Source organism: Oceanimonas sp. GK1, from assembly GCF_000243075.1.
Taxonomy (GTDB): domain Bacteria; phylum Pseudomonadota; class Gammaproteobacteria; order Enterobacterales; family Aeromonadaceae; genus Oceanimonas.
In genome coordinates this window covers 2,981,061-3,006,696 of record NC_016745.1, presented here as the reverse complement: position 1 = coordinate 3,006,696, position 25,636 = coordinate 2,981,061, and the positions used below count along the sequence as shown (strand labels likewise).

The window sequence follows — 25,636 nt, the reverse complement described above, 5'->3', positions numbered from 1 at the left end:
ACTACAAACCTGGACTCGCGGGCGCATCAGCGCCGCCCAGAACAGACCCGGGCAGCGCCAGATGTCTTTCAACCGGTATGCCGATTAACCGTTCTGGCTGGCTGAACGGGCACCGTTGCCATTGCTGCGGGGACGGCGGCGCTGGGCATTGGCCCCGTTGCGGTTGCCTTCACCGCCGTTGCCGCGCTGACCACCGCCACTACGCTGCTCACCACTACGCTGGCCACCACTGCGTTGACCCCCATTGCGCTGGCCTGCACCCTGGCGTCCCCGGTTGCCACCGCGGGAAGGCTCGGGAGCGGCCACCGGGGCGTTGGGATCGGGTTCGAACCCGGCTACCTGCTCCAGGTCTGCACTTTGCTTGATGAGTTTTTCAATGGCCTTCAGCAGCGGTTTTTCCTCGGCACTGACCAGCGACAGCGCTTCGCCGTTGCTGCCGGCCCGGCCGGTGCGGCCGATGCGGTGCACATAGTCTTCCGCCACATTGGGCAGCTCGTAGTTGACCACGTGGGGCAGCTCGCTGATGTCGATGCCGCGGGCGGCGATGTCGGTGGCCACCAGCACGCGAATGCCGCCGCTCTTGAACTCGCTCAGGGCCTTGGTGCGGGCGCCCTGGCTCTTGTTGCCGTGAATGGCCATGGCCGGCAGGCCGTCCTTGTCGAGCTGTTCCGCCAGGCGGTTGGCGCCATGCTTGGTGCGGGTGAACACCAGCACCTGACGCCAGTTGTGATGGCCGATATGGTAGCTGAGCAGGGCGCGTTTGCGGCCCTTGTCCACTTCAAAGAAGCGCTGGGAAATGGTCTCGGCGGTGGCATTGCGACGGGCCACTTCAATGTGCTCGGGCTGGTGCAGCAGATCTTCCGCCAGGGTCTTGATTTCGTCGGAGAAGGTGGCGGAAAACAGCAGGTTCTGCCGCTGTTTGGGCAGCAGGGCCAGAATGCGGCGAATGTCGCGAATAAAGCCCATGTCGAGCATGCGGTCGGCTTCGTCCAGCACCAGCATTTCCACTCGGGACAGATCGATGGAGCGCTGGGACACATGGTCCAGCAGCCGGCCCGGGGTGGCCACCACGATATCGACCTTGCGGCCCAGTGCCTTCATTTGCGGGTTGATGCTGACGCCGCCGAACATCACCAGGGTGCGCAGATCGGTATGTTTGGCGTAGGCGCGCAGGTTTTCTTCCACCTGGGCGGCCAGCTCGCGGGTGGGAGTGAGCACCAGGGCGCGCACCGGGGCCCGGCCGTTGGCCAGGGGGCGGGCCTTGGTTTCACTAAGGCGCTGCAGCATGGGCAGGCCGAAACCGGCGGTCTTGCCGGTGCCGGTCTGGGCGCCGGCGAGCAGATCGCCCCCTTTCAGTACCAGCGGAATGGCCTGTTGCTGAATAGGGGTCGGCTGGGTATAACCGCATTCGTGAATGGCTTGAACGAGGTTATCGTTCAGACCGAGGGAAGCAAATGACATGAGACTCCGAACTAACAAGGTCCTGGCGGACGATTGAGGGATTGCCGTTGGGCAAAGTGGCGCCATGATAACAGAAAAGCGCCAAAAGCCATAAATAAGGCGTTCCGAAGGAAGGGGGCTGGCCTCAGCCGGCGGAATAGCCTTGGGGGTTGTCGGTAAAAATCATGTCCACGCCCCAGCGGGCCAGGGTATGCATGCGCGCCGGGCGGTTGACGGTATAGCAGTGCAGCAAGACGCCGGCGGCCTTGACGGCGGTGGCTTGTTGCTGGCGCAGGTAACGATGATTGCAGTGCAGGGCGGTGCAGCCCAGCCGCTGCACTTGGGCGTGCCAGTCGGGGGGCAGGCGCTCCACCAGCAGGCCGCGGGCAACGGTGGGGGCCAGTGGCTGCAGGTGGGCCAGGCAGGCCGGTTCAAAGCTGGAGAACAGCAGGGCGCCGGCAGGCATTGGCTGCTCGTTAACCACCTCGCTCACCCGCTGGCTCAGGCGGGCTGCATCGTCGCCGGGAAACACCTTCAGCTCCACATTGACCCGGATGTCCAGTTGTCGGGCCAGCGCCAGGTAGTCCGCCAGCCGGGGAATGGACTCGCCGGCAAACGCAGGACCAAACCAGGCGCCGGCATCGAGCCGGGACAAGGCGGCCCAGTCCAGCGCCCGCACTCGGCCCTGCCCATTGCTGCAGCGGTTGACGGTGGCGTCGTGGATCACCACCACTTCCTCGTCGCGGCTTAATTGTACGTCGATTTCCACCCAGCTCAGGCCAAGGTCATGGGCCGCGCGCAACCCGGCCAGGGTGTTTTCCGGCGCCAGGCCGGCCACGCCTCTGTGTCCGCACACTATCATGTCGCTTTCATCCTGATGAGCGGCTCGCTGTCAGTGGCCGCCGCTGTTTGACCATAGCTGGATCACCGCCACCCCGGCGATGATCAGCCCCATGCCAAGCATGGCCGGGAAGTCCGGGAGCTGCCGGTAAAACAGCACTCCCAGCAGGGTCACCAGCACGATGCCGGCGCCGGACCAGATGGCGTAGGCCACCCCCACCGGCACGGTTTTCACCACCAGTCCGAGCAGCCAGAAGGCGAGGCCGTAGCCGGACACCACCAGCAGCGACGGCCCCGGACGAGTAAAGCCGGCGGCGGCCTTGAGGGCCGTGGTGGCCACCACTTCGGCGGCAATGGCGAGGGCCAGCAGCAGGTATGCGTTCATGGAGGTAGGGGCTCTCTCTGGGCAAAAGGCCAATGTGCCCGAATCTTTCTCAAATCAAAAGCGCCGGGTGCACCTTCAGTGCGACTTGGGTTGTCGTAGGTTTGGGGCTCAAACTCCGGTACAATTTATCAAAAGTTCTAAAGTAGCCTCTCCTTATGATAAATCCTCTCGAATATGGCCAGTCCCAGTGGCGGCAAATTCTGCACGACTACGATGCGGCACTGAGAACGCGCATGAATGAGCTGGTGCTGGCCCACAGCCGGGGACTGGCGGAAAACTTCTATCAGCAGATGATGGCCCAGCCCGAGGCGCGGCGCTTTCTGGAACACGAGCAGGTCAACCGCCAGCTGATGGCGTCGATGATCCGCTGGCTGGAGCAGGTGTTCTCGGTGCAGGAGCCGGAGCAGGTCCCGGCGGCGGTGGAGCGCCAGTTTGAGGTGGGGCGCGTGCATGCGCGCATCAATGTGCCCATCAGCCTGGTGTCGGCCGGTGCCCGGCTGCACAAAAAGTGCCTGCTGGAGCAGGTGACCCAACATTGGCCGGCGCCCGCCGACTGGCTGCAGGCGGCCACCTACTTGGTGGAAGTGATCGACTTGTCCCTGGAGCTGATGAGCCAGGCCTTTGTGTCCGGGGCCGATCGCAAAAGCCGGGCGGCGGAGGCCTACCGGCTGCACAACCTGGGCATGAACCTGTCGGTGGAGCGGGAGCGGCAGCGGGCCTCGCTGCTCGACTGGAGCCAGGAGCTGGTGTTTGCCCTGCACCAGCCCGAGGCGGTGCAGGGCACTCTGCGTCATGCGGAGTTTGGCCTCTGGTTTCACCACCAGGCGATGTCGGTGTTTGAAGGTGCCCCCGAGCTTGAGCAAATGGCTGAAATGCTGCGTACCATCGATCTGCAACTGTTGCCGGCCTTATGGGAAACCCGGGAAGACCGGGTCCGCATGGCCGAGAGCATGGCCGCGCTGCAGCGGGAGCTGCGTGCCCTCGGCTTTCTGCTGACCACCCTGTTCGACCGTTTTATCGAGCTGGAGCACGGACGCGATGCCCTGACCCGGCTGCTGGACCGGCGCTTTTTGCCGGCGGTACTGAACCGGGAGGTGCGGTTGGCCATGCGCAGTGGCGGGGTGTTTTCGGTGATCCTGTTTGATGTGGACTGGTTCAAGCAGGTGAACGACAGTCACGGCCATGAGGCCGGAGATAGGGTACTGCAGCAGGTGGCCGGCCTGCTGGCGGACTCGGTGCGCAGCAGCGATTTCTGTTTTCGCTATGGGGGCGAAGAGCTGCTGGTGGTGCTGGTGGAAGCCGGCGCCGAGCAGGCCCTGGTCGTGGCGGACAAGGTACGCGACAAGCTGATGAACAGCGAACTGTCGCTGCCCGATGGCAAGCGCATTCAGATTACCGTCAGCGGCGGCGTGGCCACCTTTGACGGCCACCCGGACTACGAGCAGCTAATCAAGCGTGCCGACCAGGCCCTGTACCGGGCCAAGGCCGGCGGCCGCAACCGCTGCCTGCCGGGCTGAGCCTCAGCAGTCGGGATCGCTAAGGGTAATGGCGGGCAGCGGCTCGCCCGGCAGCCGGGGAGCGGGCAGGGCCTGTACCCGGAGCGACCAGAGTGGCGCCGGCGCCGCCGCCTCGTCGGGCAGCACCGGGTAAATCAGCACCATGTTGAGCCCGGGATGGCGCCGGGCCAGACGCTGGGCGGTGCCCAGGCCATCACCGATATGGAAACGGCCCACGGTCAGCATCACCCGGTAACCGGGGTGGCGTTCAAGATAATGCTGAATGCTCTCGGCCATGGTGTCGTCCCAGCTGGTCTGGGCGGCAAACTGGTTCTCGGTGGGGGCTTCGCCGTGAAAGCGGCTGGCCATAAAGCGGGCCTTGTAGGCGTCGTCATCCAGGGTCAGCCGCTCGGCCACCCAGGCCCGGTGGCTGGCCGGCAGCCGGCTGAGGTAAGCCGGCCCCTCGCGGCCAATGCAGCGCACGATTGCCCGGGGGGCGTTGGCGGCCAGCACGTCGATGCCGGCGGCCCTGGCCAGCTCCACCAATGGGCGGTAGTCGCTGCGATAGCCCGGCCAGGCATCGGCCTGCTCAATCAGGGCATCTTCGCCCAGCTTGCCGGCCAGGTAGGCGTCGAGCACGGCCTGATGGTTACGGCTGAACTGCTCCATGGCCAGGGCCAGCGGCCGGGGCTGCGCCAGCAGTGCCGCCAGCAATTCGGCCTGGAAACGGTGCACCCCCGCATGCCCGTGCAGCTCTCCCACCATGATCACGTCGGCCTCGGCCAGGCGCCCGGCGGCCTGGTTCAGGGGCACCGGCCGGCCGCCGGCATCCCGCAGCTCATAATCAAACAGGGTGGACGGCGGAGTGGCCCTGGCCTGGCAGCCGGCGAGCACCAGGGAGAGCAGCAGGATGGTCAGCAAGCGCATGGCATCACCTCGGTTGGCATAAGGGATAACGGTAATTTACCGCCAAAGTGATTATCATAGCCGGCACGGCTTTTCATACGAACCGGAACATGGCGCCTGCATACTGGCTTTCACTGTTTTTTGCCCTCTATTACTTCGGTTACGGCACCTTTCTGCCCTTCTGGGCCCTGTGGCTGGGCCATGCCGGGGCCTCGGCCGGGCTGATTGGCCTGCTGCTGGGGCTGGGCATGGCGGTGCGCTGCGTCGGCACGCTCGGGGTGATGAGCCGGGTGCGGGCGGCCCGTCACCTGCTGCCGGTGATGCAGGGGCTCTGCCTGCTCAGCCTGCTGGGCTTTGCCGCCTTTTACGGTTGGCAGTCGAGCCTGGGGCTGCTGGTGCTGACGGTGCTGGTCAACCTGTTTTACCCGGCGCTGATTCCCCTCAGCGAGGCCATGGCCAGCCGTTATATCGTGCAGGTTCATCTCGATTACGGCAAAACCCGGCTGTGGGGCTCGGCGGCCTTTATTGCCGCCAACCTGGTGGTGGGCCTGCTCAGCGAGCGGCTCGGCAACCAGTGGATTTTGCACAGCCTGCTGATGTCGCTCGGGCTGATGCTGCTGCTGACCCTGACCCGGCCTCACCCGCTGCCCGCCGAGCAGCCGGCCAGCCGCGCCGGCGAGGGCATGATGCAGGTGCTGCGCCGGCCGGGGGTGGGGCGCTGCCTGCTGATCACCGCCCTGTTGCAGGGCAGCCATGCCTTTTACTACGGCTTTAGCGCCCTGTACTGGCAACAGCAGGGCTACAGCACCAGCGTGATCGGCTATTTGTGGGGGCTGGGGGTATTGGCGGAAATCCTGGTGTTTGCCGGCGATCGCAAATGGCTGAGCCATCTGGGCGCGCGGGCCTTGCTGCTGGCGGGGCTGATCTGTGCCCTGTGCCGCTGGCTGATGCTGGGGGCCACCACCGAGCTGGCCTGGCTGGTTCTGGCTCAGCTGCTGCACGCGGGCAGCTTCGGGCTCAGCCACCTGGGGGCGGTGCGCTTTATCAGCCGGGAGCTGGATGCGGCCGCGGTTTTTGGTGCCCAGGCCTTGTATGCGTCCATTTCCCTCGGCATGGTGTCGGGCTTGGTTCTGATGTTGTCGGGTCTGCTGTTTGCACAGCTTGGCGGGCACACTTTCTGGTTAATGGCGGCCCTGGTGCTGCCGGTGGCCTGGCTGCTGGCCAGGCCTTTGGGTGAGGAGCAAAGGCGAACATGATGCAGGGCTGGACCGTTATCAACATTGCGCTGGCCTACCTGGGGGTGCTGTTTCTGCTGGCCTGGCTGGGCGACCGGCCACGCATGGGCAACCGCATTCGGCGGCTGCGGCCCATGCTCTACAGCCTGTCGCTGGCGGTGTACTGCACCTCCTGGAGCTTTTTCGGCACCGTGGGCCAGGCCAGCACCGACGGCTGGACCTATTTCACCATTTATCTCGGCCCCATTCTGATGTTCACCCTGGGCGGGCGTTTTATCGCCCGGCTGATCGACGTGGCCAAGCGCGAGCACATTACCTCCATTGCCGACTTTATCGCGGCCCGCTACGGCAAGTCCCAGCGGCTGGCGGTGTTTATCACCCTGATCGCCATCGTCGGCGTGCTGCCCTATATCGCCCTGCAACTGAAGGCCATCGTGATGGGGCTCAACCTGATGGCGCCGGAGGTGGTGGGCGGCGCCGGCCGGGATGCGGGTGAAGTGGCCCTGATGGTGACCCTGCTGTTCACGCTGTTTATTTTGCTGTTTGGCACCCGCCATATCGACGCCACCGAGCACCAGCGCGGGGTCATGGTGGCCATTGCCGCCGAGTCGGTGGTCAAGCTGGTGGCTTTTATCGTGGTGGGCGGCTTTGCCCTCTGGCTGATCCTGGCCTTTCCCAATCAGCAGCGGGTGATGGTCACCGAGGACTTTATCGCCTCCCTGAGCAGGGTCAGCGGCGGCCATCTGCTGGACATCGGCGTCTATACCCTGCTGTCGATGAGCGCCATTATCTGCCTGCCGCGCCAGTTTCACGTGGCGGTGGTGGAGCACCACGGCCCGGTGGATTTGCGCTGGGCCCGGCGGATTTTTCCGGTGTATCTGCTGCTGTTCGGTCTGCTGGTGCTGCCGCTGTCCCTGGCGGGGCAGCAGTGGCTGTCGGCGGGCACTTCGCCCGACACCTATGTGATCAGCCTGCCGCTGGAGCTGGGCCATGCCAACCTGGCCATGCTGGCTTTTATCGGCGGCGCCTCGGCCGCCACCGGCATGATGATCATCTCCACCATCGCCCTGGCCATCATGATCAGCAACGATCTGGTGCTGCCCATGATACTGCGCCGGCGCCAGTTGCAGGGGGCCGGCTTTGAGGACGTGGCCCAGCTGCTGCTCAATGTGCGCCGTACCGCCATTATGGTGATCATGGCCACCGCCTGGCTGGTGTTTCTGTGGCTGGGGGACATCAGCAGTCTGTCGCGCATCGGCTACCTCAGCTTTGCCGCCATCGCCCAGTTTGCCCCGGCGCTGGTGCTGGGGCTGCTGTGGCGCGGCGGCAACCGGCGCGGCGCTTACTGGGGCCTGAGCCTGGGCATGCTGATGTGGCTGCTGAACCTGATGGCGGAGACCGGGCTGTTTGCCGGCGACGCCAGCACCAACGTGGTGCTCTGGCTGCTGACCCCGCCGGCCATGGGCTGGCTGGCGGACATGAGCCCGGTGACCTGGGGCATATTGCTCAGCCTGCTGTGCAACCTGGCCGGCTACCTGGTGGGCTCCTGGCTGTCGGTGCCCTCGGTGAGCGAGCGTTTTCAGGCCGCCGCCTTTGTGGGCCGCCATCACAAGGACGACGACGACGTCTACCGGGCCAAGGTGACGGTGAGGGATCTGGAGCAGCTGGCGTCGCGCTTTGTGGGCGAGGCCAGGGTCAAGCGTGCCTTTGCCCGCTATGCCGGCGAGCAGGGCACCCTGGAAGGCAGCATGCAGGCGCCGGCCAGCCTTATTCGCCATACCGAGCGGGTGCTGGCCGGGGTGTTCGGCACCTCCTCGGCCCGGCTGGTGCTGGCGTCCGCGGTGCAGGGACGCTCCATGGAGCTGGACGAGCTGGCCACCATCGTCGACGAAGCCGGCGATGTATTCCGCTTTAACCGGGGCCTGCTGCAGGGGGCCATCGAGCACATCAGCCTGGGTATTTCGGTGGTGGACAAGGAGCTTCGGCTGGTGGCCTGGAACCGGCGCTACCTGGAGCTGTTCCAGTATCCGCCGGGGCTGGTGCGGGTGGGCCGGCCCATCGCCGACATCATTCGTCATAACGCCAGCCAAGGGCTCTGTGGCCCCGGCGACGTGGACCGCCATGTGTCCCGGCGGGTGGCCTTCATGAAGGCGGGCAGCCGTCATGTGTCGTCCCGCACCCGGCCCGACGGCCGGGTGATCGAGGTGCAGGGCAACCCCATGCCCGGCGGCGGTTTCGTGATGACCTTCAGCGACATCACCACCTTTCGCCAGGCCGAACAGGTGCTGAAAGACGCCAATGTCATGCTGGAGCAGCGGGTGGCGGAACGCACCCGCGAGCTGTCGGCGGTGAACGAGCAGTTGCTGGCAGCCAACCGCCAGGCGGAGCTGGCCAACGCCTCCAAGAGCCGGTTTCTGGCGGCGGTGAGCCACGATCTGATGCAGCCCCTGAACGCCGCCAAACTGTTCGCCTCGTCCTGGCTGGAAACCTCCGGTGACGACGAAAGCCGGCGGCTGGCGGATCATATCGACCGCTCCCTGACGGCGGCAGAGGAGCTGATCGGCGACCTGCTCGACATGTCCCGGCTGGAGTCGGGCAAGCTCACCGCCCGGCCCCAGGATTTTGCCATTGAGGAACTGTTCGACACCCTCAAGGCCGAGCTTGGTGTACTGGCCGAGCAGCAGGGAGGCCGGTTTTCGGTGGTGAGCAGCACACTGGCGGTGCACAGCGATCCCCGGTTGCTGCGGCGTATTCTGCAAAACTTTCTCACCAATGCCCTGCGCTACAGCGCCGGCGGTCATATTGTGCTGGGCCTGCGCCGGGCCGGCGAGCAGGTTCGCATTGAGGTCTGGGACAACGGACCCGGCATTCCCGCCGACAAGCTGGATGTGATCTTTGACGAGTTCACCCGCCTGGAGGCGGGTCAGCGCCATCAGCAGGGCCTGGGTCTGGGCCTGGCCATCGCCCAGGGGCTGGCGGGCATTCTCGGTCACCGCCTGGGGGTGCGCTCGGTGGAAGGGTGGGGCTCGGTCTTCAGCGTGACCCTGCCGCGCTCCCGGCTGCGGCCGGCGGCGGGTGTACCGGCGCCGGTGGCGGTGGCCGGCGCCGGCCAGCGGCTGGTTGGGCTGAGAATACTGTGCATCGATAACGAGGCCGACATTCTTACCGCCATGAAGAGCCTGCTGGGCCGCTGGGGCTGCGAGGTGGCCCTGGCGGGCAGCGGCGACGAGGCCAGACGCCTGTGCCATGAGGGCTTCAAGCCTCAGGTGATACTGTCGGATTATCACCTGGACGACGGCGAAACCGGCGTGTCGGTGATCAATATGCTGCGGCTGGAGTTTGGCGGCATTCCGGCGGTGGTTATCAGCGCCGACCGCCAGCCCGAACTGCAGCAACAGCTGCAACAGCAGGATCTCAGCTACCTGAGCAAGCCGGTCAAGCCGCTGAAGTTACGGGCGCTGTTGCAGCATTTGGTGAAAAGCGGGGATTAGAACGGGATTAGAGGGCATAGGGATTGGTATGTAGCTGCCGCTTTAGCTGGCAGAGCCTGTGTAACAGGCTTTGAAGGACTCGTAATCTGCGAGCTTGCGCCGGCTAAAGCGGCGCCTACATGATGATGCCCAGTCCCCAGTCCCCAGTCCCCAGTCCCCAGTCCCTATTCCCTAGTGTCAGAACTCGCCGCCTTCCAGTTGCGACAGGGCGATCACCGCCTGGGTGCGGTTCTTGACCCCGAGCTTGCGGAAAATAGCGGTGACATGAGCCTTGATGGTGGCTTCCGACACCTCCAGCTCGTAGGCGATCTGCTTGTTGAGCTTGCCTTCCGACAACATGGTGAGCACCTTGAACTGCTGGGGGGGGAGGCTGGCCAGGCGCTCGGCCATGTCGTCCTCGGGGGCGTCATCCAGGCTGATGCCTTCCGGAAACCAGCCATCGCCTTCCAGCACGGTATTGAGCGCGCTCACCAGGGTGGGCATGGGCGACGACTTGGGAATAAAGCCCACCGCGCCCAGCCGCATGGCCTGCTGCACCACGCCGGTTTCCTCGCTGGCGGACACCACCACCACCGGCAATGCCGGATACAGGGCGCGCAGCCGGGTCAGGCCGGAAAAGCCGCTGGCGCCGGGCATTTTCAGATCCAGCAGCAGCAGGTCGACCTCGTCGGTTGCCGCCAGCAGCTGCAGCAGGTTGTCGATGCTGTCCACTTCCTGCAGGCGGGCGCCTTTCACCGCCAGTTGCACGGCCTGATGCAGGGCGTTGCGAAACAGGGGATGGTCATCGGCAATAATAATGCTGTAACCCGTGTCCATGAGTGCGAAATCCTTGTGTGGGTAAAGTATTCAATGGAAACCTGTTCCATTTTTCATTGTATGATAGGGGTTTGTGGTGCGGCTGAGAACCGCCCGGCCACATTTTCGTGATCCGGTCTGGTGCAGGCCCGGCCATCATGGACTCACCACGCACCATGCCGGGGCACACCGCTTCGCCATTGGCGAGTGCTGGTGTATGGTTGACACACAAGCTCCGTGAACCGGGGTGGCTTATCAGCGAGGAACTATTCATGTTGAAACACTGCCTGCTGGCGCTGACCGGCCTGATGATGGCAACCACCGCCACCGCGCGGGACATCGAGCAACTGCGTGCCGAGTTTTCAGTCATTCTCAACGGTGATCCGACCCGGGGGGTGAATACCCTGACCATTGATCGCAACCGGGATCAGTACCACGTGCATTTTTCGTTGCGCCACTGGCTGCTCGACGTGGATCAAAAAGCCAGTTTTGGCTGGCAGGACTGTACCGCCCGGCCCGACAGTTTCAATTACAAGGCCAAGGCGTTCGGGGTGACCCGGGAAGAGCGGCTGATGTTTGATCAGAACACCGACATGGTGCTTTACCAGGACAAGGACGGCGACAAGCTGCTGTCGGCAGAAGGGGGCGTGTTCGATCCGGTCAGTTTCTTCTTTGAGGCCCGCTGCGACCTGATGGCCGGTAAGCAGGCCTTTGATTACAAGGTGATCCGTGACGGTGAAATCAAGGCCACCCCCTTCAAGGTGGTGGGCACCGAGGCGCTGCGCACCGGCATTGGCACTCTGGATACCCTGATCGTGGAGCGGGACCGGGGCGACAGCAAGCGCAAAACCCGCTTTTGGGTGGCGCCCGAGCTCGACTACATGCTGGTACAGATAAGCCACGAGGAAAACCGTCAGTTGTCGGTAACCGCCACCCTCAGCAAAATGGATTACCAGCTGGCGACCGTGCGTTAAGGCCGGCCGCGCCGTGTCAGCGCAGGGCGCCTGCGCCGCTGCGGTATCTGGCCAGCTTGTCGTACAGCGTCTTGCGGGGAATGCCAAGCCGCTCAGCAGCCCGGGCGACATTGTCGTTTTCCCGGTGCATGGCGTCCAGGATCAACTGTTGCTCAAGAGCGGCGAGCTGGCCGGGCAGGGACAACGGCGCCGCCTGAGTCGCCACCGCCAGCACCCCCAGCACATACTGTTCGGCGGCGTGGCGCAGTTCACGTACATTGCCCGGCCAGTCCCGGCGGAGCAGTTGTTGCAGCAATGCGTCGGACGGCGGCGCGGCGTCCCGGTTGTACTGGGCGCGGGCCTGCTCCACGAAGTGCAGAAACAGCAGCGGAATATCCGCCCGCCGCTCCCGTAACGGGGGCAGGCTGAGGGTGACCACGTTCAGCCGGAAATAGAGATCCGGGCGAAACAGTCCGGCCTCGCCGGCGCTCTGCAGATCGATCTTGGTGGCGGCCACCACCCGGGCATCCACCTCGATGAGTTTGTTGCCGCCCAGGCGCTCCAGCACCGACTCCTGCAAGACCCTCAGCAGCTTGGCCTGCAGGTTGAGGGGCATGCCTTCTATTTCGTCGAGAAACAGGGTGCCGTTGTCGGCGTGCTCTATCTTGCCGATACGGCGTTTGGTGACCCCGGTAAAGGCGCCGGGCTCGGCGCCGAACATTTCGCTTTCAAAGATAGACTCGGGCAGGGCGGTGCAGTTGATCGCCACAAAGTGGCCCTTGCGACCGCTGCCCTGATGCAGACTGCGCGCCACCAGCTCCTTGCCGGTGCCGGTTTCTCCCAGGATCAGCACACTGGCGCTGGTGTCGGCGACGTTGTCGATCTGCCGGCGCAGCAGCTCGATTTGCGGGCTGTGGCCGAGCAGCAGGCCGGGATCCCGGCGCGCCGCCAGTTGTTCGCGCAGGCGGCGGTTTTCCAGCACCAGGGCGCGCCTGTCCATGGCTCGGCGCAGGCTGTGCAGCAACTGCTCGGGCTGATAGGGCTTTTCAAAGAAATCCTGGGCGCCCAGGCGCATGGCTTCCACCGCCATGGGAATGTCGCCATGGCCGGTCAGCAGCAGCACCGGCAGCTCGGCATCGCGACCCTGCAGTTGTTGCAGCAGGGCCAGGCCGTCCATGCCCGGCATGCGCACGTCGGACAGGATCACCACCGGGGCCTCTGCCGGCAGGGCCTGCAGCGCCTGCTCGGCCCGGGCAAAGCCCCGGGCAGAAATATCGGACAGTTGCAGGGTTTGCAGCAGGGTCTGGCGGACATCCTCGTCGTCTTCTACCAGCCAGACTTCAATGGGGGTCGGGTTCATGAGGGCTCCAGTCAATTCGGAATCGGATCCCGCCGGTGAGCGGGCACTGAATGTCCAGCCGGCCATCGCTGGCTTCCACCAGATCCCGGACGATAGACAGGCCAAGGCCCAGGCCCTGGCCGGCCTGCTTGGTGGAAAAAAACGGCTCGGTGAGCTTGTCGACCAGCTCGGGGGCGATGCCGGGGCCATTGTCCTGCCATTGCAGCCAGTCCGGCCCGGCGGTCAGGGTGATGCAGGCGGGAGTGGTGCCGGCCAGGGCGTCGATGCTGTTGGTCAGCAGGTTGGCCAGCACCTGCTCCAGGGCGTGCAGCGCCATGGGCAGTGACAGGGTCTTGTCCGCCGGCACCTCCAGGTGAATATGCTGCTCGGCCAGGCGTGGAGCCAGCCAGCTCAGCACATTGGCCAATGCTTCCTCCAGGCGGGCGTGACCCTTGGTACTGCGGCGGGTGGCGGCAAACAACTTGAGCTGGGAGGTCAGCCTGGCAATGCGATCAATCAGCCGCCCCATGGTCTGCAGGCTGGTCTGCACCTCGTCGAATCGACCTCGCTGGGTCAGCAGCAGGGTGTTGACCGACTGGTTGCGCAGGGCGGTCAGGGGCTGGTTCACTTCGTGGGCCACGCCGGCGGCCATCTGCCCGAGGGCCGCCAGCCGGTTGGTCTGGATCAGCTCGTGCTGCATGGATCTGAGCCTGGCCTCGGCCTGAATGCGTTCCTGGATCTGTTGCTCCAGCTGGTGGTTGGCCGCCGCCAGGGCGGCGGTGCGCGACATCACCTGCTGTTCCAGCTCGCTGCGGGCCCGGCGTTGCATGCGATGGTAGCGCCGGCGCTGGCGCCAGTACAGCAGCAGCAGCAACAGCGCAATCACACCAACACCGGTGAGGGCGGTCAGCAGGCTGGCATTGATCGCCAGTTGCCGGCTGGGCCACCATAACTGCATGCGCCATTGCAGCCGGGGCAGCGCCAGCTCGCTGATGCCGTAGGGCTCCCCCTGCCATTCAATGTGTTGTTCATCGGGGGCGGTCGCCAGGGGGGCCAGCGGCATGGGGGTGTACTGGCGGGCATTGTCCAGGCGCTGGCGTGCCGCCGCACTCAGCGGCGTCAGGGTTTTGAACTTGAGCCCGGCCCGGGAGGCGAGGGCAATCACCTGATCCGGATCCACCACCAGCACCAGATCCCGGGACGGTTGCCAGCTTCGCTCCAGCTCCAGCAGGGTGATTTTTGCCGCCAGCACGCCTTTGGTGCCGTCCGGCGCTGTCATGTGCAGCCCGAAAAAATAGCCGGGAATGCGGGTGGTCGCTCCCACGGCATAAAATTCGCCGAAACTGCCCTTGAGGGCATCGGTCACATAGGGACGAAAGCGATAGTTCTGCCCCACGAAGCTGTGGGGAAGATGCCAGTTGCTGGCGGCCAGGGTGTCGCCGTTGGCATCGATCAGGTAGAGCGCTTCCACCCCGGTATCCTCGGCCAGCTGCTGCAGCAGCCGGTTGGCGCCGTCGATGGTGGTGGCAAGCGCCGGCTGTTGCAGGGCGCGGGTCAGCAGCGGGTGGGATTGCAGCGCGCGGGGAATGTTCTCAAAGCGGGCAATTTCCGACTCCAGCGCGGCCCGGTAGATTTGCAACTGCTGCTGGGCGCGTATTTCCTGCTCCCGGGCCTGATGCTGCCAGCTGCCGCGCCACACCAGCAACAGCAACAGGGCAAACAGCAGTAATAAACACAGCTTGAGCAGGCGTTTTTTCAATAATGGCTCCAGTTGGCCTCCGATTCACAGCTGGCGAGGGTGACGGCATGGCCGGCTGGCAGCCAGTGGCTGAGCGGATGGCACCGACCCGATGAAAAGCAGAGGGTATATTCGCCAGTAAACCCCGAGCCCGCAAGGGTAACCTGCGGCAACCGCAGGTTCGGCTGCCAGTGCCAGCGGCCGTGGAGAAGCCTGGCCTCGGGCGGGGGCTCCATGCCCGCGCCCGATCCCTGCACACTGGCCCGGACCAGGCGCAGCGATGGCCCTTCGGCCCGATATTGCTCTTCCCAGCGCGTCTTTTCCACCGAGTGCTGCCAGCTCAGGGTGATGCTGCCGGTCAGCAGCATCACGGTGGTGGCAGCGGAAAACAGGCAGATCACCCGGTGACCGCCACGGGGGCGCGGCGTCGGCTTTGCCACCAGTGGCGTCCCAGCAGCAGGGCGGCCAGGCCCAGCCCCAGCTCATCGGTCATCGGCAGCGAGAACACCAGCAGGGCGGCGGCCACCACGGCACTCAGCCGCTCCCACCAGGCGAAGGGGCTCAGCCAGTAGCCGATGGCGCCCATGCCCCACAGCGACACCGCCAGCAGCGCCTTGAACACCACGAAGACGGTGGCGGCAAGATCGGCGTCGCCCTGCAGCATCAGCTCGGGGGCGTATACCGCCATGTAGGGCACCACGAAGCCGGCGATGGCGATCTGCAGCGAGCGAAGGCCGATGCGCAGCCCCGAGGCCTTGGCGATGGGCGAGGCGGCGAAGGCGGCCAAGGCCACCGGCGGGGTCAGATCCGCCATGATGCCGAAGTAGAACACGAACATGTGCGACACGATCAGCGGCACCCCTAGCTCCAGCAGCGCCGGGGCGGCGATGGAGCTGGTAATGATGTAGTTGGGAATGGTGGGAATGCCCATGCCCAGCACCAGGCAGGTGAGCATGGTCAGCGCCAGGGACAGCAGCAGGCTGTGCTCGCCCAGCTGAATGATGTAGCCGGCGACAATGGTGGCGGCGCCGGTGAGCGAGATGACCCCGATGATCACCCCCACCAGGGCGCAGGCCACGCCCACCGGCAGGGCGTGCAGGGAGCCCTGGTAAAGGGCGTTGACCACGGTGGACAGAATGCCCTGCTCGCGTTTGACCAGCAACAGCACGGCGAGCACCGCCACCACCACGAAGATGGCGGTGATGCCGAAGTGGTTAAAGCTAGCGCAGGCCAGGCCCAGGCCAATCCAGAAGGCGTAGCGTAGCCCCCTGGCGCCCAGATGCCGGGCAATGCCGTTGCCCATGATCAGCACCACGGTGAGCGTCAGGCCCATCATGCCGGCGAACAGCGGGGTGAAGCCGGAGAACAGCATTACCACCAGCGCCACCAGCGGCAGCAGCAGGTACCAGCGCTCCTTCAGGGCCTTCACCGGGTTGGGGCACTCGGCCTTGGGCAGGCCGTTGAGGCCGGCGCGGCCCGCTTCCAGGTGCACCATCAGGAACACGGTGAAGAAGTAGAGCACGGCGGGGATCAGCGCGGCTTTGGTGATTTCCACGTAGGGCACGTTGATGGTTTCGGCCATGATAAAGGCCACGGCGCCCATCACCGGCGGCATGATCTGGCCGCCCATGGAGCTGGTGGCTTCCACCGCCCCGGCGAAGTCGGCCTTGTAACCGAACTTCTTCATCAGCGGTATGGTGAACTGGCCGGTGCTGACTACGTTGGCCACGCCGGAGCCGTTGATGGTGCCCATCATGCCGGAGGACAGCACCGACACCTTGGCCGGGCCGCCGCGGGTGTGGCCCACCGAGCCGATGGCCACGTCGTTGAACAGCTTGAGCATGCCCGCCTGTTCCAGGAAGGCGCCGAACAAAATAAACAGGAAGATGTAGCTGGACGACACATAGGTGGGGGTGCCGTAGATGCCCTCGGTGCTGAAGGCCAGCTGGGACACCACCTGATCCAGGCCGTAGCCTCGGTGCATCAGCGCCTCGGGCAGGTGCTGGCCGAACAGAGCGTAGCCCACGAAGGCCAGGCAGATCAGTGGCAGCGCCCAGCCCATCAGCCGGCGGGCGGCGTCGAACACCATCAGCAGGGTCACGCTGCCGATGACCCAGTCGGCCTGGTTCATGTCGCCGGCGCGATAAATGAGATCCGCCTCGAACCACCAGTGGTAGAAGGCGAACAACAGGGCGAGGGCGCCCAGCAGCATGCCCCACACCGAGGGGCGGGACAGGGGCTGGCCCCGGGCACCGTACAACTGGTACACCAGGAACAGCAGGAAGCCGACGTGCACGGCCCGCACCACGGTGGTGGACAACGGGCTGAAGGCGGCGGTGATGATTTGAAAGATGGAAAAACACAGGGCGCCATAAAAAATCAGCGCGTGATGCCGGGTCTGATGACTGCTCATTTTTTCTCTCCGCCTGTGCCGTCCGCCGGACGGCCAGGCTGTTGTTATCGTCATAGGGGTCGAGGGGAACGCCGCCGCGAAGACGGCGTTGTCGGGTTACTCCATCAAGCCTTTTTCCCTGAAGTAACGCTCGGCCCCTGAATGCAGCGGCAGGGGCAGACCATCCACCGCCAGCTCCGGATCAATGCCATGGGCGGCGTTGTGGGCATTGCGCAGGGCCGGCAGGTTTTCATAAACCTGCTTTGCCATCTGATAGGCGGTATCGTCCGAGACTTTGTTATGGGTGATCAGCAGGTTGCTGATGGCCACGGTGGGCACGTCCTCGTCCTGGCCGGTGTAGGTGCCGGCGGGGATCACCCCGGGGCGGTAGGCGTCGTTGCCGATGCTGGCCACCAGCGTTTCGGGAATGGGGATGAACACCACCGGAGCGTGGGAGGCGAGATCGCGGAACGCGGCCATGCCGAGGCCGGCGGACTGCAGGGTGGCGTCCAGCTGGCGGTTTTTCATCAGCTCCACCGACTCGCCAAAGGGCAGGTATTCGGTACGGGAGAAGTCGTCGTAGCCGAGGCCGGCGGCCTTGAAGATGGCGCGGGCGTTGAGCTCGGTACCGGAGCGGGGAGCGCCGACCGAGATGCGCTTGCCTTTCAGATCCTCCAGGCTGGTAATGCCGCTGTCGGCCCGGGCCACGATCTGAATGTAGTTGGAGTAGGTGGCCCCCACCGCCCGCAGCTTTTTCAGCGGCGTCTTGAAGCCGGCTTCCGCTTCGCCGTTCCAGGCGTCGGCCACGCTGTCGGCCAGGGCGAAACCTACCTCGCCCCGTCCCCGGTCGAGCAGGGTCAGGTTTTCCACCGAGGCCCGGGTGGCCTGCACCTGTACCTTGGCGTCGGGAATGTGTTCGCCGTAAAGCTGGGAGATGGCCACGCCGAGCGGGTAGTAGACGCCGCTGGTGCCGCCAGTGAGCACGTTGATGAACTCGGCGGCCTGGGTGGTGGTGGCGGACAGGGCCAGGGAGGCACCGAGCAGGCAGTGTTTGATTATCTTCATTGATTCACAGTCCTTGGTTATGGGTTTGCGCTGTCAGTGTTGCAGGTTTGATGCCAAAGGTTGCATGACTGTTTTATTTTGTAAGTGTTTGATTATTAATGGGTCATGCGGCGGTGATGTTGGTCTTTTTCCGGGTTTTCAGAATGTGGGTGGGGATATGTTCCGGTGATTCAGAATCGCCTCTGCCGGTATCGGTGGTATTCGGCCCCCGTTTGCTGCTGTGATAATCTGGCAACAAGCGAATAAACGGGAACGGGCAATGATGATGTGGCTGTTGGGGGCGGTAGCAATGGTGCTTATCGCCTGGCAAGTGGACTGGCGCGCCCTGCTGGCGGACAAAAGGCGCCAGCACCTGTGTTTTGGCGCGGCCATTGCGCTGGTGCCCTTGTGGATGCTGCAGGCGGGCATTCGCGACGGCCTAGAGGTGCACTTTTTGGGGCTGACCACCCTGGCGCTGATGCTGGGCTGGCGCTTGAGTCAGCTGATGGCCCTGCTGGCGCTGGCGCTGGTGACCGCCTTTGGTGTTGAGCCCTGGTCCGAATTCGGCGTTAACCTGGTGCTGGGAGTGATGCTGCCCATTGCGGTCAGCTATTTTGTGTTCCTGTTGACCTACAGTTACCTGTACCGGCACCTGTTTGTGTATATCTTCGTGGCCGGTTTTTTCAACGCCGCCCTGACCATGGCCGCCAAAAGTCTGGCCATGGCCGGCTACATGGTATGGTCGGGACAATACGGCTGGCCCATGGTGCAGAACGACTATCTCAGCATACTGCCGCTGCTGTTGTTTCCCGAAGCCCTGCTCAACGGCATGGCCATTACTCTGCTGGTGGTGTTCCGGCCCCAGTGGGTGTGCACCTTTTATGACAGGGATTACCTGATCAACAAATAACGGGGGGCCTCTGGTGGCCTGCCGTTTCCGGTGGGTGTGTATTTTTTATGACAGGGATTACCTGATCAACAAGTAACCCGGCTTCTGGTGGCCGGCCGGCTCTGGTAGGCTGTGTCCACTCATTGCTTACAAGCGAGAACAATATGAAACATGGTGTACTGAAAATGCTGGTTCCCCTGATGGCCCTCGGCCTGCCGGCCATGGCCCAGGCCGACCTGAGCCGGGAAGAGTTTCAGCAGCGGGTGCGGGAAGCCCTGCTGGCCGAGCCTGAAATGCTGCGGGATGCCATCGTCAAGCTGGAAGAAAACGATCGTCTGGCCCAGCAGGCCGAGTTCGCCAAACAGCTCAAGGAGCAGTCGGCCCAGCTGTTTGCCAACAAGACCGACGGCATTATGGGGAATCCCAATGGCAAGGTGGAGATGGTGTATTTCACCGATTACAACTGCCCCTATTGCCACCGGCTGAACCAGACCCTGCTGGAGGTGCTGAAGAGCGAGCCGGAGCTGAAAGTCATCGTCAAGGACATCGGCATTCTGGGCCCGGATTCGGTCAAGGCGGCGCGGCTGGCGCTGGCGGCGGCCCAGGAAGCGCCCAAACAATATGAAGAACTGCACCAGGCACTGATGAGCCAGAAGCGGGTGCAGGCGGCGGCCCTGGCCACCATCGCCGGCAAGGCCGGCCTGAACGCCAAGGAGCTGCAGGCCAGGGCCGACAGCGACGAGATCGCCGACAAGCTGAACCAGAACCTCACCCTGTTCCGCGCCCTGGGGCTGAACGGCACCCCGGCACTGGTGTTCCCCGACGGCACCTTGGTGCCCGGCGCCATCGACGAAGCCGGGCTGAAGGATATTTTGAAAAAGCAGAAATCGTAAGCAATAGGGAATGGGGACCAGGAACTGGAATCGTTCCGGTTTTCCCATCTTTCATAGTAAAAGACCCGGGCCAAGGCCTGGGTCTTTTTGTTGCAGGTTCCGACTTATATCAATCGCCTTAAAGACGTGATCCAAACCCAACGGGTAAACATTGCACCGCGTTTAAAGGTTCGTCATACCGGGCTTGACCCGGTATCTTCCTGCGGCTGGATCCTGACTTTCGTCAGGATGACGGGTTGAACCATGCCGAAACCTGTTTGCACATCACCAGCTGGCGGCGCGCTTGGCCTGTTGCAGCTTTTCGTAGGTGGCCAGCAGCGCCTGATGGGCGGCGAAGTCCTGCAGGCTTTCGTCGGCGGCGGTCAGGCCGTGGAAACGGGCGCTGCCGTCAATCTGGGCCCAGGCCTCGGCCACCACGTCCTCGCCGAACATGCGGCCAAAGGCGGCACGATACTGCTCCGGCTCGCGGTCGTCGGACAGGTGCAGCTCCAGCGAGGCCTTCAGGCAGCGGTAGTAGCGGGCGCGTGCTTCGGTGAACACAGAAGCGTTGAAGCTCAGGGTCCAGTCGGCGTAGTCGAGGGCGGTTTCCAGCTCGCCGGCGGCCAGGGCCAGCATGCATTTGAGCTCGCCCACCCGCAGGGTGTGCCAGGCGGTGCCCTTGTTGGGGGCGATGCCAATCAGCTCGCGCACGCGGGTAAAGTCGTCCAGACCTTCCTCTTCCAGCCGGTCATAGAGGCCCATCAGCTGTTCGCCGTCGGCATCGCTGCCGGGCAGGCTCAGCAGGGTGGCGCGCAGACCGGCGCCCATGTTGTTGTTGGCCAGTTCCAGATCTTCCACCGGGTAGATGTCGGACATGCCGGGCACCAGAATACGGCAGGCATACACACCCAGGTGCTCGTAGTCGGCGATGTACACCGGCTGCTCCAGCTGGTTGAAGATGGCCATCAGGTGGTTGAACTCTTCCTCGGAGCTGCCGCTGAAGTCCCAGTCGGCAAACTCATAATCGGCCTGTTCCTGGAACAGATCCCAGCTGATCAGGCCCGACGAGTCGATAAAGTGGGTTTCCAGGTTGTGGTGATCGGCCACTTCGTCGTCTTCGAAGGAGGGCGGTACGAACACGTCCAGATCCTTCAGGCTGCGGCCCTGCAGCAGCTCGGTCACGGTGCGCTCCAGCGCCACCGCAAAGCGCGGGTGGGCACCGAAGGAAGCGAAACAGGTGCTGTTGGCGGGGTTGAACAGTACCACGCAGATCACCGGGAAGCGGCCGCCGAGAGAGGCATCATAGGCGAAAATCGGGAAGCCTTCCGCCTCCAATGCGGCGATGGACTCCTGAATGTGCGGGTAGCGGGCCATCACCTCGTCGGGAATGGCCGGCAGGCTGATGCGCTCAGCAATGATGCGGTTCTTGATGGAACGCTCAAACACCTCCGACAGGCCCTGAGTGCGGGCCTCGGTCTTGGTGTTGCCGGCGCTCATGCCGTTGGACACATAGAGGTTGCCGACGATGTTCATGGGAATGTAGACGGTCTGGTTGTCGCCCTGGCGTTCAAAGGGCAGGGCGCAGATGCCGCGCTCTTCGTTGCCCGATTGCAGATCGACCAGCATGTCGGCGGTCAGTTCACCGTCGGGATCGTAAAAGCCCCGCGTGTAGTCGTCGAGCAGGCCGGCGGGTAGCTGATTGTCGGCCGGAATGGGGAACCACTGCTCGTTGGGGTAGTGCACGAAGTCGCCCTCGGCGATGTCGCGGCCCAGGTAGAAGTCGGCAAAAAAGTAGTTGGTGGCCAGACGCTCGAAGTATTCACCCAGGGCCGAGGCCAGCGCCGCCTTCTTGGTGGCGCCCTTGCCGTTGGTAAAGCACAGCGGGCAGTCTTTGTCGCGAATGTGCACCGACCAGACGTGAGGTACCGGGTTCAGCCAGGACGCTTCTTCAATGTTGAAGCCCAGGGCCTGCAGTTTGTCCTGAAAGCGGCTGATGGAGTCTTCCAGCGCGGCGTCCTTGCTGGGAATAAAGGTTTTCATGAGTACCTCGGGCACGATCGGCAAAAAAGGGCGCTGATCCTAACCCGAGGCGATAATTTGAACAAGGGGAAACCAAGTGGCAGGCCGAAGCCGTGCATTCGTCGGGCAAAGCGCATTGCTTCTCCGGCACGCCGTGAATACCTCCATGTAGGCTCCACTGCGCCATCCCTGGCGCAGAGGGCACGGCGAAGCAGACACCCTTTGCCCTCCTTGGTTGGGCACGAAGCTGCCTGTCAGTATTTAGCAGCCAACACAGCAGCCTCACGAAGCGGCAGTGGGGATTGCCGTAGCCGACCGTCAAATGTCAAGGATGACATTTGCCGAGCGACACAGGGAGGTGCTTGAAGCGTGTCGGCGAAGCGCAACCGCGCTGCTGCTTCGCTCTGGGGTGAATTGCCATCAACAAAAACGCCCGCACGGGGCGGGCGTTTTCAGCAACAGTGGGAGCTGCTTACGGCAGCAGGTGCAGCATGCGGCGCAGGGGCTCGGCGGCGCCCCACAGCAGCTGGTCGCCCACGGTAAAGGCGGACAGGTACTCGGGACCCATGTTCAGCTTGCGCAGGCGGCCCACCGGCACGGACAGGGTGCCGGTCACGGCGGCCGGGGTCAGCTCTTCCATGGACTGCTGGCGGTCGTTGGGGATCACCTTGACCCAGTCGTTATGGCTGGCCAGCAGCTTTTCAATCTCGGGAATAGAGATGTCTTTCTTCAGCTTGATGGTAAAGGCCTGGCTGTGGCAGCGCAGGGCACCGATACGCACGCACAGGCCATCCACCGGAATGGCGGCGCCGGTCTGCAGTATCTTGTTGGTTTCGGCCTGGCCTTTCCATTCTTCCCGGCTCTGGCCGTTGTCCAGCTGAGTGTCGATCCAGGGGATCAGGCTGCCGGCCAGGGGGACGCCGAAGTTGTCTACCGGCAGGGCGCCGCTGCGGGTTTTCTCGGTAACCTTGCGCTCCAGCTCCAGAATGGCGGAGCCCGGGTCGGCCAGCTCGGCGGCCACTTCGTCGCGCAGTATGCCCATCTGGGTAACCAGCTCGCGCATGTGGCGGGCGCCGCCACCGGACGCGGCCTGGTAGGTGGCCACGGATACCCACTCCACCAGATCCTGCTCAAACAGGCCGCCCAGGGCCATCAGCATCAGGCTCACGGTGCAGTTGCCGCCCACAAAGGTTTTGGCGCCGTTGGCCAGCGCGTCCTGAATTTGCTTGCCGTTCACCGGATCCAGCACGATCAGGGCGTCGTCGTCCATACGCAGGGCGGAGGCGGCGTCGATCCAGTAGCCGTTCCAGCCGGCGGCGCGCAGTTTGGGATACACGTCCTTGGTGTAGTCGCCGCCCTGGCAGGTAAGTACCACGTCGAGGGCCTTGAGGGCCTCGATGTCGTAGGCATCCTGCAGGGTGCCGGCGTCTTTACCGAAATCGGGGGCAGGCTGACCGGCCTGGGAAGTGGTGAAGAAAACCGGATCGATACGGGCGAAATCACCTTCTTCCACCATGCGGCTCATCAGAACGGAGCCGACCATACCGCGCCAGCCGACCAGACCTACTTTTTTCATCATTCAGTGTCCTTGCTTTGAAAGAGAATCAAAAAACCTGCCCACCACAATACTGATTGCAGCCAAAGGTGCAAGGGGAAAGCATAAAGGAGTGGTGCTTTTTTGTACGATTTATCGCCTCATAAACCCCGTATCAGCCCACGCTCAGCGACAAAAATCCCAGGATCAGCACCGGGCCCGCCAGGCTCAGCACAAAACCGGACACAATGGCCACGGGCACTATGGTGACGCCGCCGGAGCGCTGCAGCACCGGCAGGGTAAAGTCCATGGCGGTGGCGCCGCCATAGCCGATGGCACAGCTTGGATGGCGGCGCATCAGCGCCGGAATGATCAGAATGGCGATCAGCTCCCGGGCCAGATCATTGAGAAAGGCGGCACTGCCCATCACCGGACCGAGCTGGTCGCCGATCAGAATGCCCGACAGCGAATACCAGCCGTTGCCCGAGGCAAAGGCCAGCCCCTGACTCAGGGGCATATCAAGCAGCCAGGCGCCCGCCAGGCCGCCCAGCCAGGAGCTGACCACCACCATCAGGGCAATGGCCAGGCCCCAGCGGTTGAGCAAAATCTGGCGCAGCTTCATGCCCGAGTTGCGCAGCTGAATGCCGATGAGCAGCAGCAACAGCATCAGTGCCCATTCGCTCAGGGTGTCTACCGCGAACCACTCGGGATCCAGCCACTGGCCCAGCCCCAGGCCGCCGAGGATCACCAGGCAGAGCTTGACCGAGTCGAGCAGCAGCGCCCATTTACTGATGGCAGGGGCACCGCGTTCGCCCTGTACCCGGCCCCGGCCCCGGTCCAGCAGCCAGAGCCCGGCCAGGTTGCACACCGTGATGCAGGCCAGAAAAACGCCACACAGGGTGAAAATTGTGCCCAGATGAGTACTAAGATTATCGACAAAGGCCAGACTGATCCCCATCAGAAACAGGATCAGGTACACCATGCGTGCCACCGCCACATTGATAAAATGCACCAGCGACTGGGAGCGACAGGGTATGCAATAGCCAAGGGCCAGAGGCAGTAATACGATGAGCATGCCGGAGTACATGAGAATAATTTTCCAGTTGAGGGTTCAGGCGCAATTTTTGACCGTTAATGTTAATGCCGACAGCATACGTGAGCCATTCGTTAAAAAAAAGCCGCCGGCCTTGGCGTTGGCCAGTAACGGTTTGATTTGCCAGTAAATATCAGGAAAGGGCAGCCGGGCGTCCTGAGTGCCTTATCGCCCGGGAGGCGGGAAAGCACGGTGAGTGATATTTTATTCTTGTTTTATGCATAACTTTATACTGTGACAGCGGTAAATTTAGTATAAAAAACCGACGAAATTCGTCCTTTGTGGCCGATTGTGTTGTTATTGAGCAAGGCAAGTGGTAAATTTTGTGGTAAAGGTTAACGGCTTGTTAACGCTTGGGGTTAAGAACCGGGTCAATCGACTGGCCCGGCAACAGAAGGTCTAACGGATGAGCAAACCCGCCCTCGAAGTCACGGGCCTGCACAAGCATTATGGCTCGCTGGAAGTACTCAAAGGCATCGATCTTACCGCCGAAAAGGGAGACGTGATTTCCATTATCGGCTCTTCCGGCTCTGGCAAATCCACCTTTCTGCGCTGCATCAACCTGCTGGAAACCCCGTCAGCAGGCGAAGTGCGGCTGCACGGTGAACTGATTGAAATGCGCACCAACCGGGCCGGCGAGCGAGAGCCGGTCAGCATGCGCCAGGTGGAGCGTATTCGCTCCCGGCTGGCGATGGTGTTTCAGAGCTTCAACCTCTGGTCCCACATGACCATTTTGCAGAACATCATTGAAGTGCCGGTGCACGTGCTGGGCGTGCCCAGAAAGGAAGCCATTGAAAAGGGGGAAGCCCTGCTCCAGCGGGTGGGGTTGTATGAACGGCGGGAGTACTATCCGGGGCACCTGTCCGGCGGCCAGCAGCAGCGCGCCGCCATTGCCCGGGCGCTGGCGGTGGAGCCGGAAGTCATGCTGTTTGACGAGCCCACCTCGGCACTCGACCCCGAGCTGGTGGGCGAGGTGCTGGGCGTGATGCGCGCCCTGGCGGAAGAGGGGCGCACCATGCTGGTGGTAACCCACGAGATGAGTTTTGCCCGGGATGTGTCGAGCAAGCTGATGTTTCTGCACCAGGGGCTGGTGGAAGAGCAGGGGGATCCCAGGGAAGTGTTTGCCCATCCTTCTTCCGAGCGGTTCCGGCAATTTATTTCTTCGGTTTACTAAA

The 25,636-nt window shown here is 63.5% G+C and carries 20 protein-coding genes; 7 read left to right on the top strand and 13 right to left on the bottom strand.

Annotated features, from left to right (window positions below):
- Positions 1-84: 84 nt before the first annotated feature.
- The 3 genes from GU3_RS14205 to GU3_RS14195 form a co-directional block, all read right to left on the bottom strand.
- Entirely contained in the window at positions 85-1,461 is a 1,377-nt protein-coding gene (locus GU3_RS14205; RefSeq protein ID WP_014293221.1) for a DEAD/DEAH box helicase, read from the bottom strand.
- Between the two features lie 124 nt (positions 1,462-1,585).
- Positions 1,586-2,302 carry a glycerophosphoryl diester phosphodiesterase gene (locus GU3_RS14200; protein WP_014293220.1) on the bottom strand — a complete coding sequence of 239 codons (717 nt, stop codon included), beginning with the start codon at positions 2,300-2,302 and terminating at the stop codon, positions 1,586-1,588.
- A gap of 30 nt (positions 2,303-2,332) precedes the next feature.
- Entirely contained in the window at positions 2,333-2,665 is a 333-nt protein-coding gene (locus GU3_RS14195; protein ID WP_014293219.1) for a multidrug efflux SMR transporter, read from the bottom strand.
- A 155-nt stretch (positions 2,666-2,820) separates the two neighbouring features.
- On the opposite strand from GU3_RS14195, the gene GU3_RS14190 reads away from it, so the two are divergent.
- Entirely contained in the window at positions 2,821-4,182 is a 1,362-nt protein-coding gene (locus GU3_RS14190; protein WP_041543261.1) for a GGDEF domain-containing protein, read from the top strand.
- Between the two features lie 3 nt (positions 4,183-4,185).
- Here the strand turns inward: GU3_RS14190 and GU3_RS14185 are convergent, their stop codons facing one another.
- Complete coding sequence (locus tag GU3_RS14185) at positions 4,186-5,088, bottom strand: ChaN family lipoprotein (RefSeq protein WP_014293217.1); 903 nt, start codon at positions 5,086-5,088, stop codon at positions 4,186-4,188.
- Positions 5,089-5,177: 89 nt separating this feature from the next.
- On the opposite strand from GU3_RS14185, the gene GU3_RS14180 reads away from it, so the two are divergent.
- Complete coding sequence (locus tag GU3_RS14180) at positions 5,178-6,323, top strand: 3-phenylpropionate MFS transporter (protein WP_014293216.1); 1,146 nt, start codon at positions 5,178-5,180, stop codon at positions 6,321-6,323.
- A complete protein-coding gene (locus tag GU3_RS14175; protein ID WP_014293215.1) occupies positions 6,320-9,793 on the top strand; it encodes a PAS domain-containing hybrid sensor histidine kinase/response regulator in 3,474 nt (1,157 codons plus the stop codon). The genes GU3_RS14180 and GU3_RS14175 overlap by 4 nt, the downstream gene beginning before the upstream one ends.
- 177 nt (positions 9,794-9,970) lie before the next feature.
- Here the strand turns inward: GU3_RS14175 and GU3_RS14170 are convergent, their stop codons facing one another.
- Positions 9,971-10,609 carry a response regulator transcription factor gene (locus GU3_RS14170; protein WP_014293214.1) on the bottom strand — a complete coding sequence of 213 codons (639 nt, stop codon included), beginning with the start codon at positions 10,607-10,609 and terminating at the stop codon, positions 9,971-9,973.
- A gap of 251 nt (positions 10,610-10,860) precedes the next feature.
- On the opposite strand from GU3_RS14170, the gene GU3_RS14165 reads away from it, so the two are divergent.
- A complete protein-coding gene (locus GU3_RS14165; protein WP_014293213.1) occupies positions 10,861-11,562 on the top strand; it encodes a DUF3108 domain-containing protein in 702 nt (233 codons plus the stop codon).
- Between the two features lie 16 nt (positions 11,563-11,578).
- On the opposite strand, the gene GU3_RS14160 is transcribed toward GU3_RS14165, so the two are convergent.
- From GU3_RS14160 to GU3_RS14140, 5 genes are all read right to left on the bottom strand, one after another.
- Complete coding sequence (locus tag GU3_RS14160) at positions 11,579-12,901, bottom strand: sigma-54 dependent transcriptional regulator (protein WP_014293212.1); 1,323 nt, start codon at positions 12,899-12,901, stop codon at positions 11,579-11,581.
- Complete coding sequence (locus GU3_RS14155; protein WP_014293211.1) at positions 12,882-14,639, bottom strand: ATP-binding protein; 1,758 nt, start codon at positions 14,637-14,639, stop codon at positions 12,882-12,884. Before GU3_RS14155 ends, GU3_RS14160 begins: the two co-directional genes overlap by 20 nt.
- Entirely contained in the window at positions 14,636-15,058 is a 423-nt protein-coding gene (locus GU3_RS14150; RefSeq protein ID WP_237711150.1) for a DUF1850 domain-containing protein, read from the bottom strand. The genes GU3_RS14155 and GU3_RS14150 overlap by 4 nt, the downstream gene beginning before the upstream one ends.
- Entirely contained in the window at positions 15,016-17,031 is a 2,016-nt protein-coding gene (locus GU3_RS14145; protein ID WP_014293209.1) for a TRAP transporter permease, read from the bottom strand. Before GU3_RS14145 ends, GU3_RS14150 begins: the two co-directional genes overlap by 43 nt.
- 96 nt (positions 17,032-17,127) lie before the next feature.
- The gene (locus GU3_RS14140; protein WP_014293208.1) at positions 17,128-18,075 is read right to left on the bottom strand and encodes a TAXI family TRAP transporter solute-binding subunit; all 948 of its coding nucleotides are present in this window, start codon (positions 18,073-18,075) and stop codon (positions 17,128-17,130) included.
- A 259-nt stretch (positions 18,076-18,334) separates the two neighbouring features.
- Here GU3_RS14140 and GU3_RS14135 point away from each other — a divergent pair, with 259 nt between their 5' ends.
- Both GU3_RS14135 and GU3_RS14130 read left to right on the top strand, forming a co-directional pair.
- Complete coding sequence (locus GU3_RS14135) at positions 18,335-18,964, top strand: energy-coupling factor ABC transporter permease (protein WP_014293207.1); 630 nt, start codon at positions 18,335-18,337, stop codon at positions 18,962-18,964.
- Positions 18,965-19,107: 143 nt separating this feature from the next.
- Positions 19,108-19,836 carry a DsbA family protein gene (locus GU3_RS14130; protein ID WP_014293206.1) on the top strand — a complete coding sequence of 243 codons (729 nt, stop codon included), beginning with the start codon at positions 19,108-19,110 and terminating at the stop codon, positions 19,834-19,836.
- Positions 19,837-20,100: 264 nt separating this feature from the next.
- Here GU3_RS14130 and ycaO read toward each other — a convergent pair whose 3' ends face one another.
- The 3 genes from ycaO to GU3_RS14115 form a co-directional block, all read right to left on the bottom strand.
- A complete protein-coding gene (ycaO, locus tag GU3_RS14125) occupies positions 20,101-21,855 on the bottom strand; it encodes a 30S ribosomal protein S12 methylthiotransferase accessory factor YcaO (protein ID WP_014293205.1) in 1,755 nt (584 codons plus the stop codon).
- A 451-nt stretch (positions 21,856-22,306) separates the two neighbouring features.
- On the bottom strand, positions 22,307-23,410 hold the full coding sequence (asd, locus tag GU3_RS14120) for an aspartate-semialdehyde dehydrogenase (protein ID WP_014293204.1): 1,104 nt from the start codon (positions 23,408-23,410) through the stop codon (positions 22,307-22,309).
- 133 nt (positions 23,411-23,543) lie between these two features.
- A complete protein-coding gene (locus GU3_RS14115) occupies positions 23,544-24,455 on the bottom strand; it encodes a lysine exporter LysO family protein (RefSeq protein WP_014293203.1) in 912 nt (303 codons plus the stop codon).
- 412 nt (positions 24,456-24,867) lie between these two features.
- On the opposite strand from GU3_RS14115, the gene GU3_RS14110 reads away from it, so the two are divergent.
- Positions 24,868-25,635, top strand: a complete 768-nt coding sequence (locus tag GU3_RS14110; RefSeq protein WP_014293202.1) for an ABC transporter ATP-binding protein — start codon at positions 24,868-24,870, stop codon at positions 25,633-25,635.
- Position 25,636 lies beyond the last annotated feature (1 nt).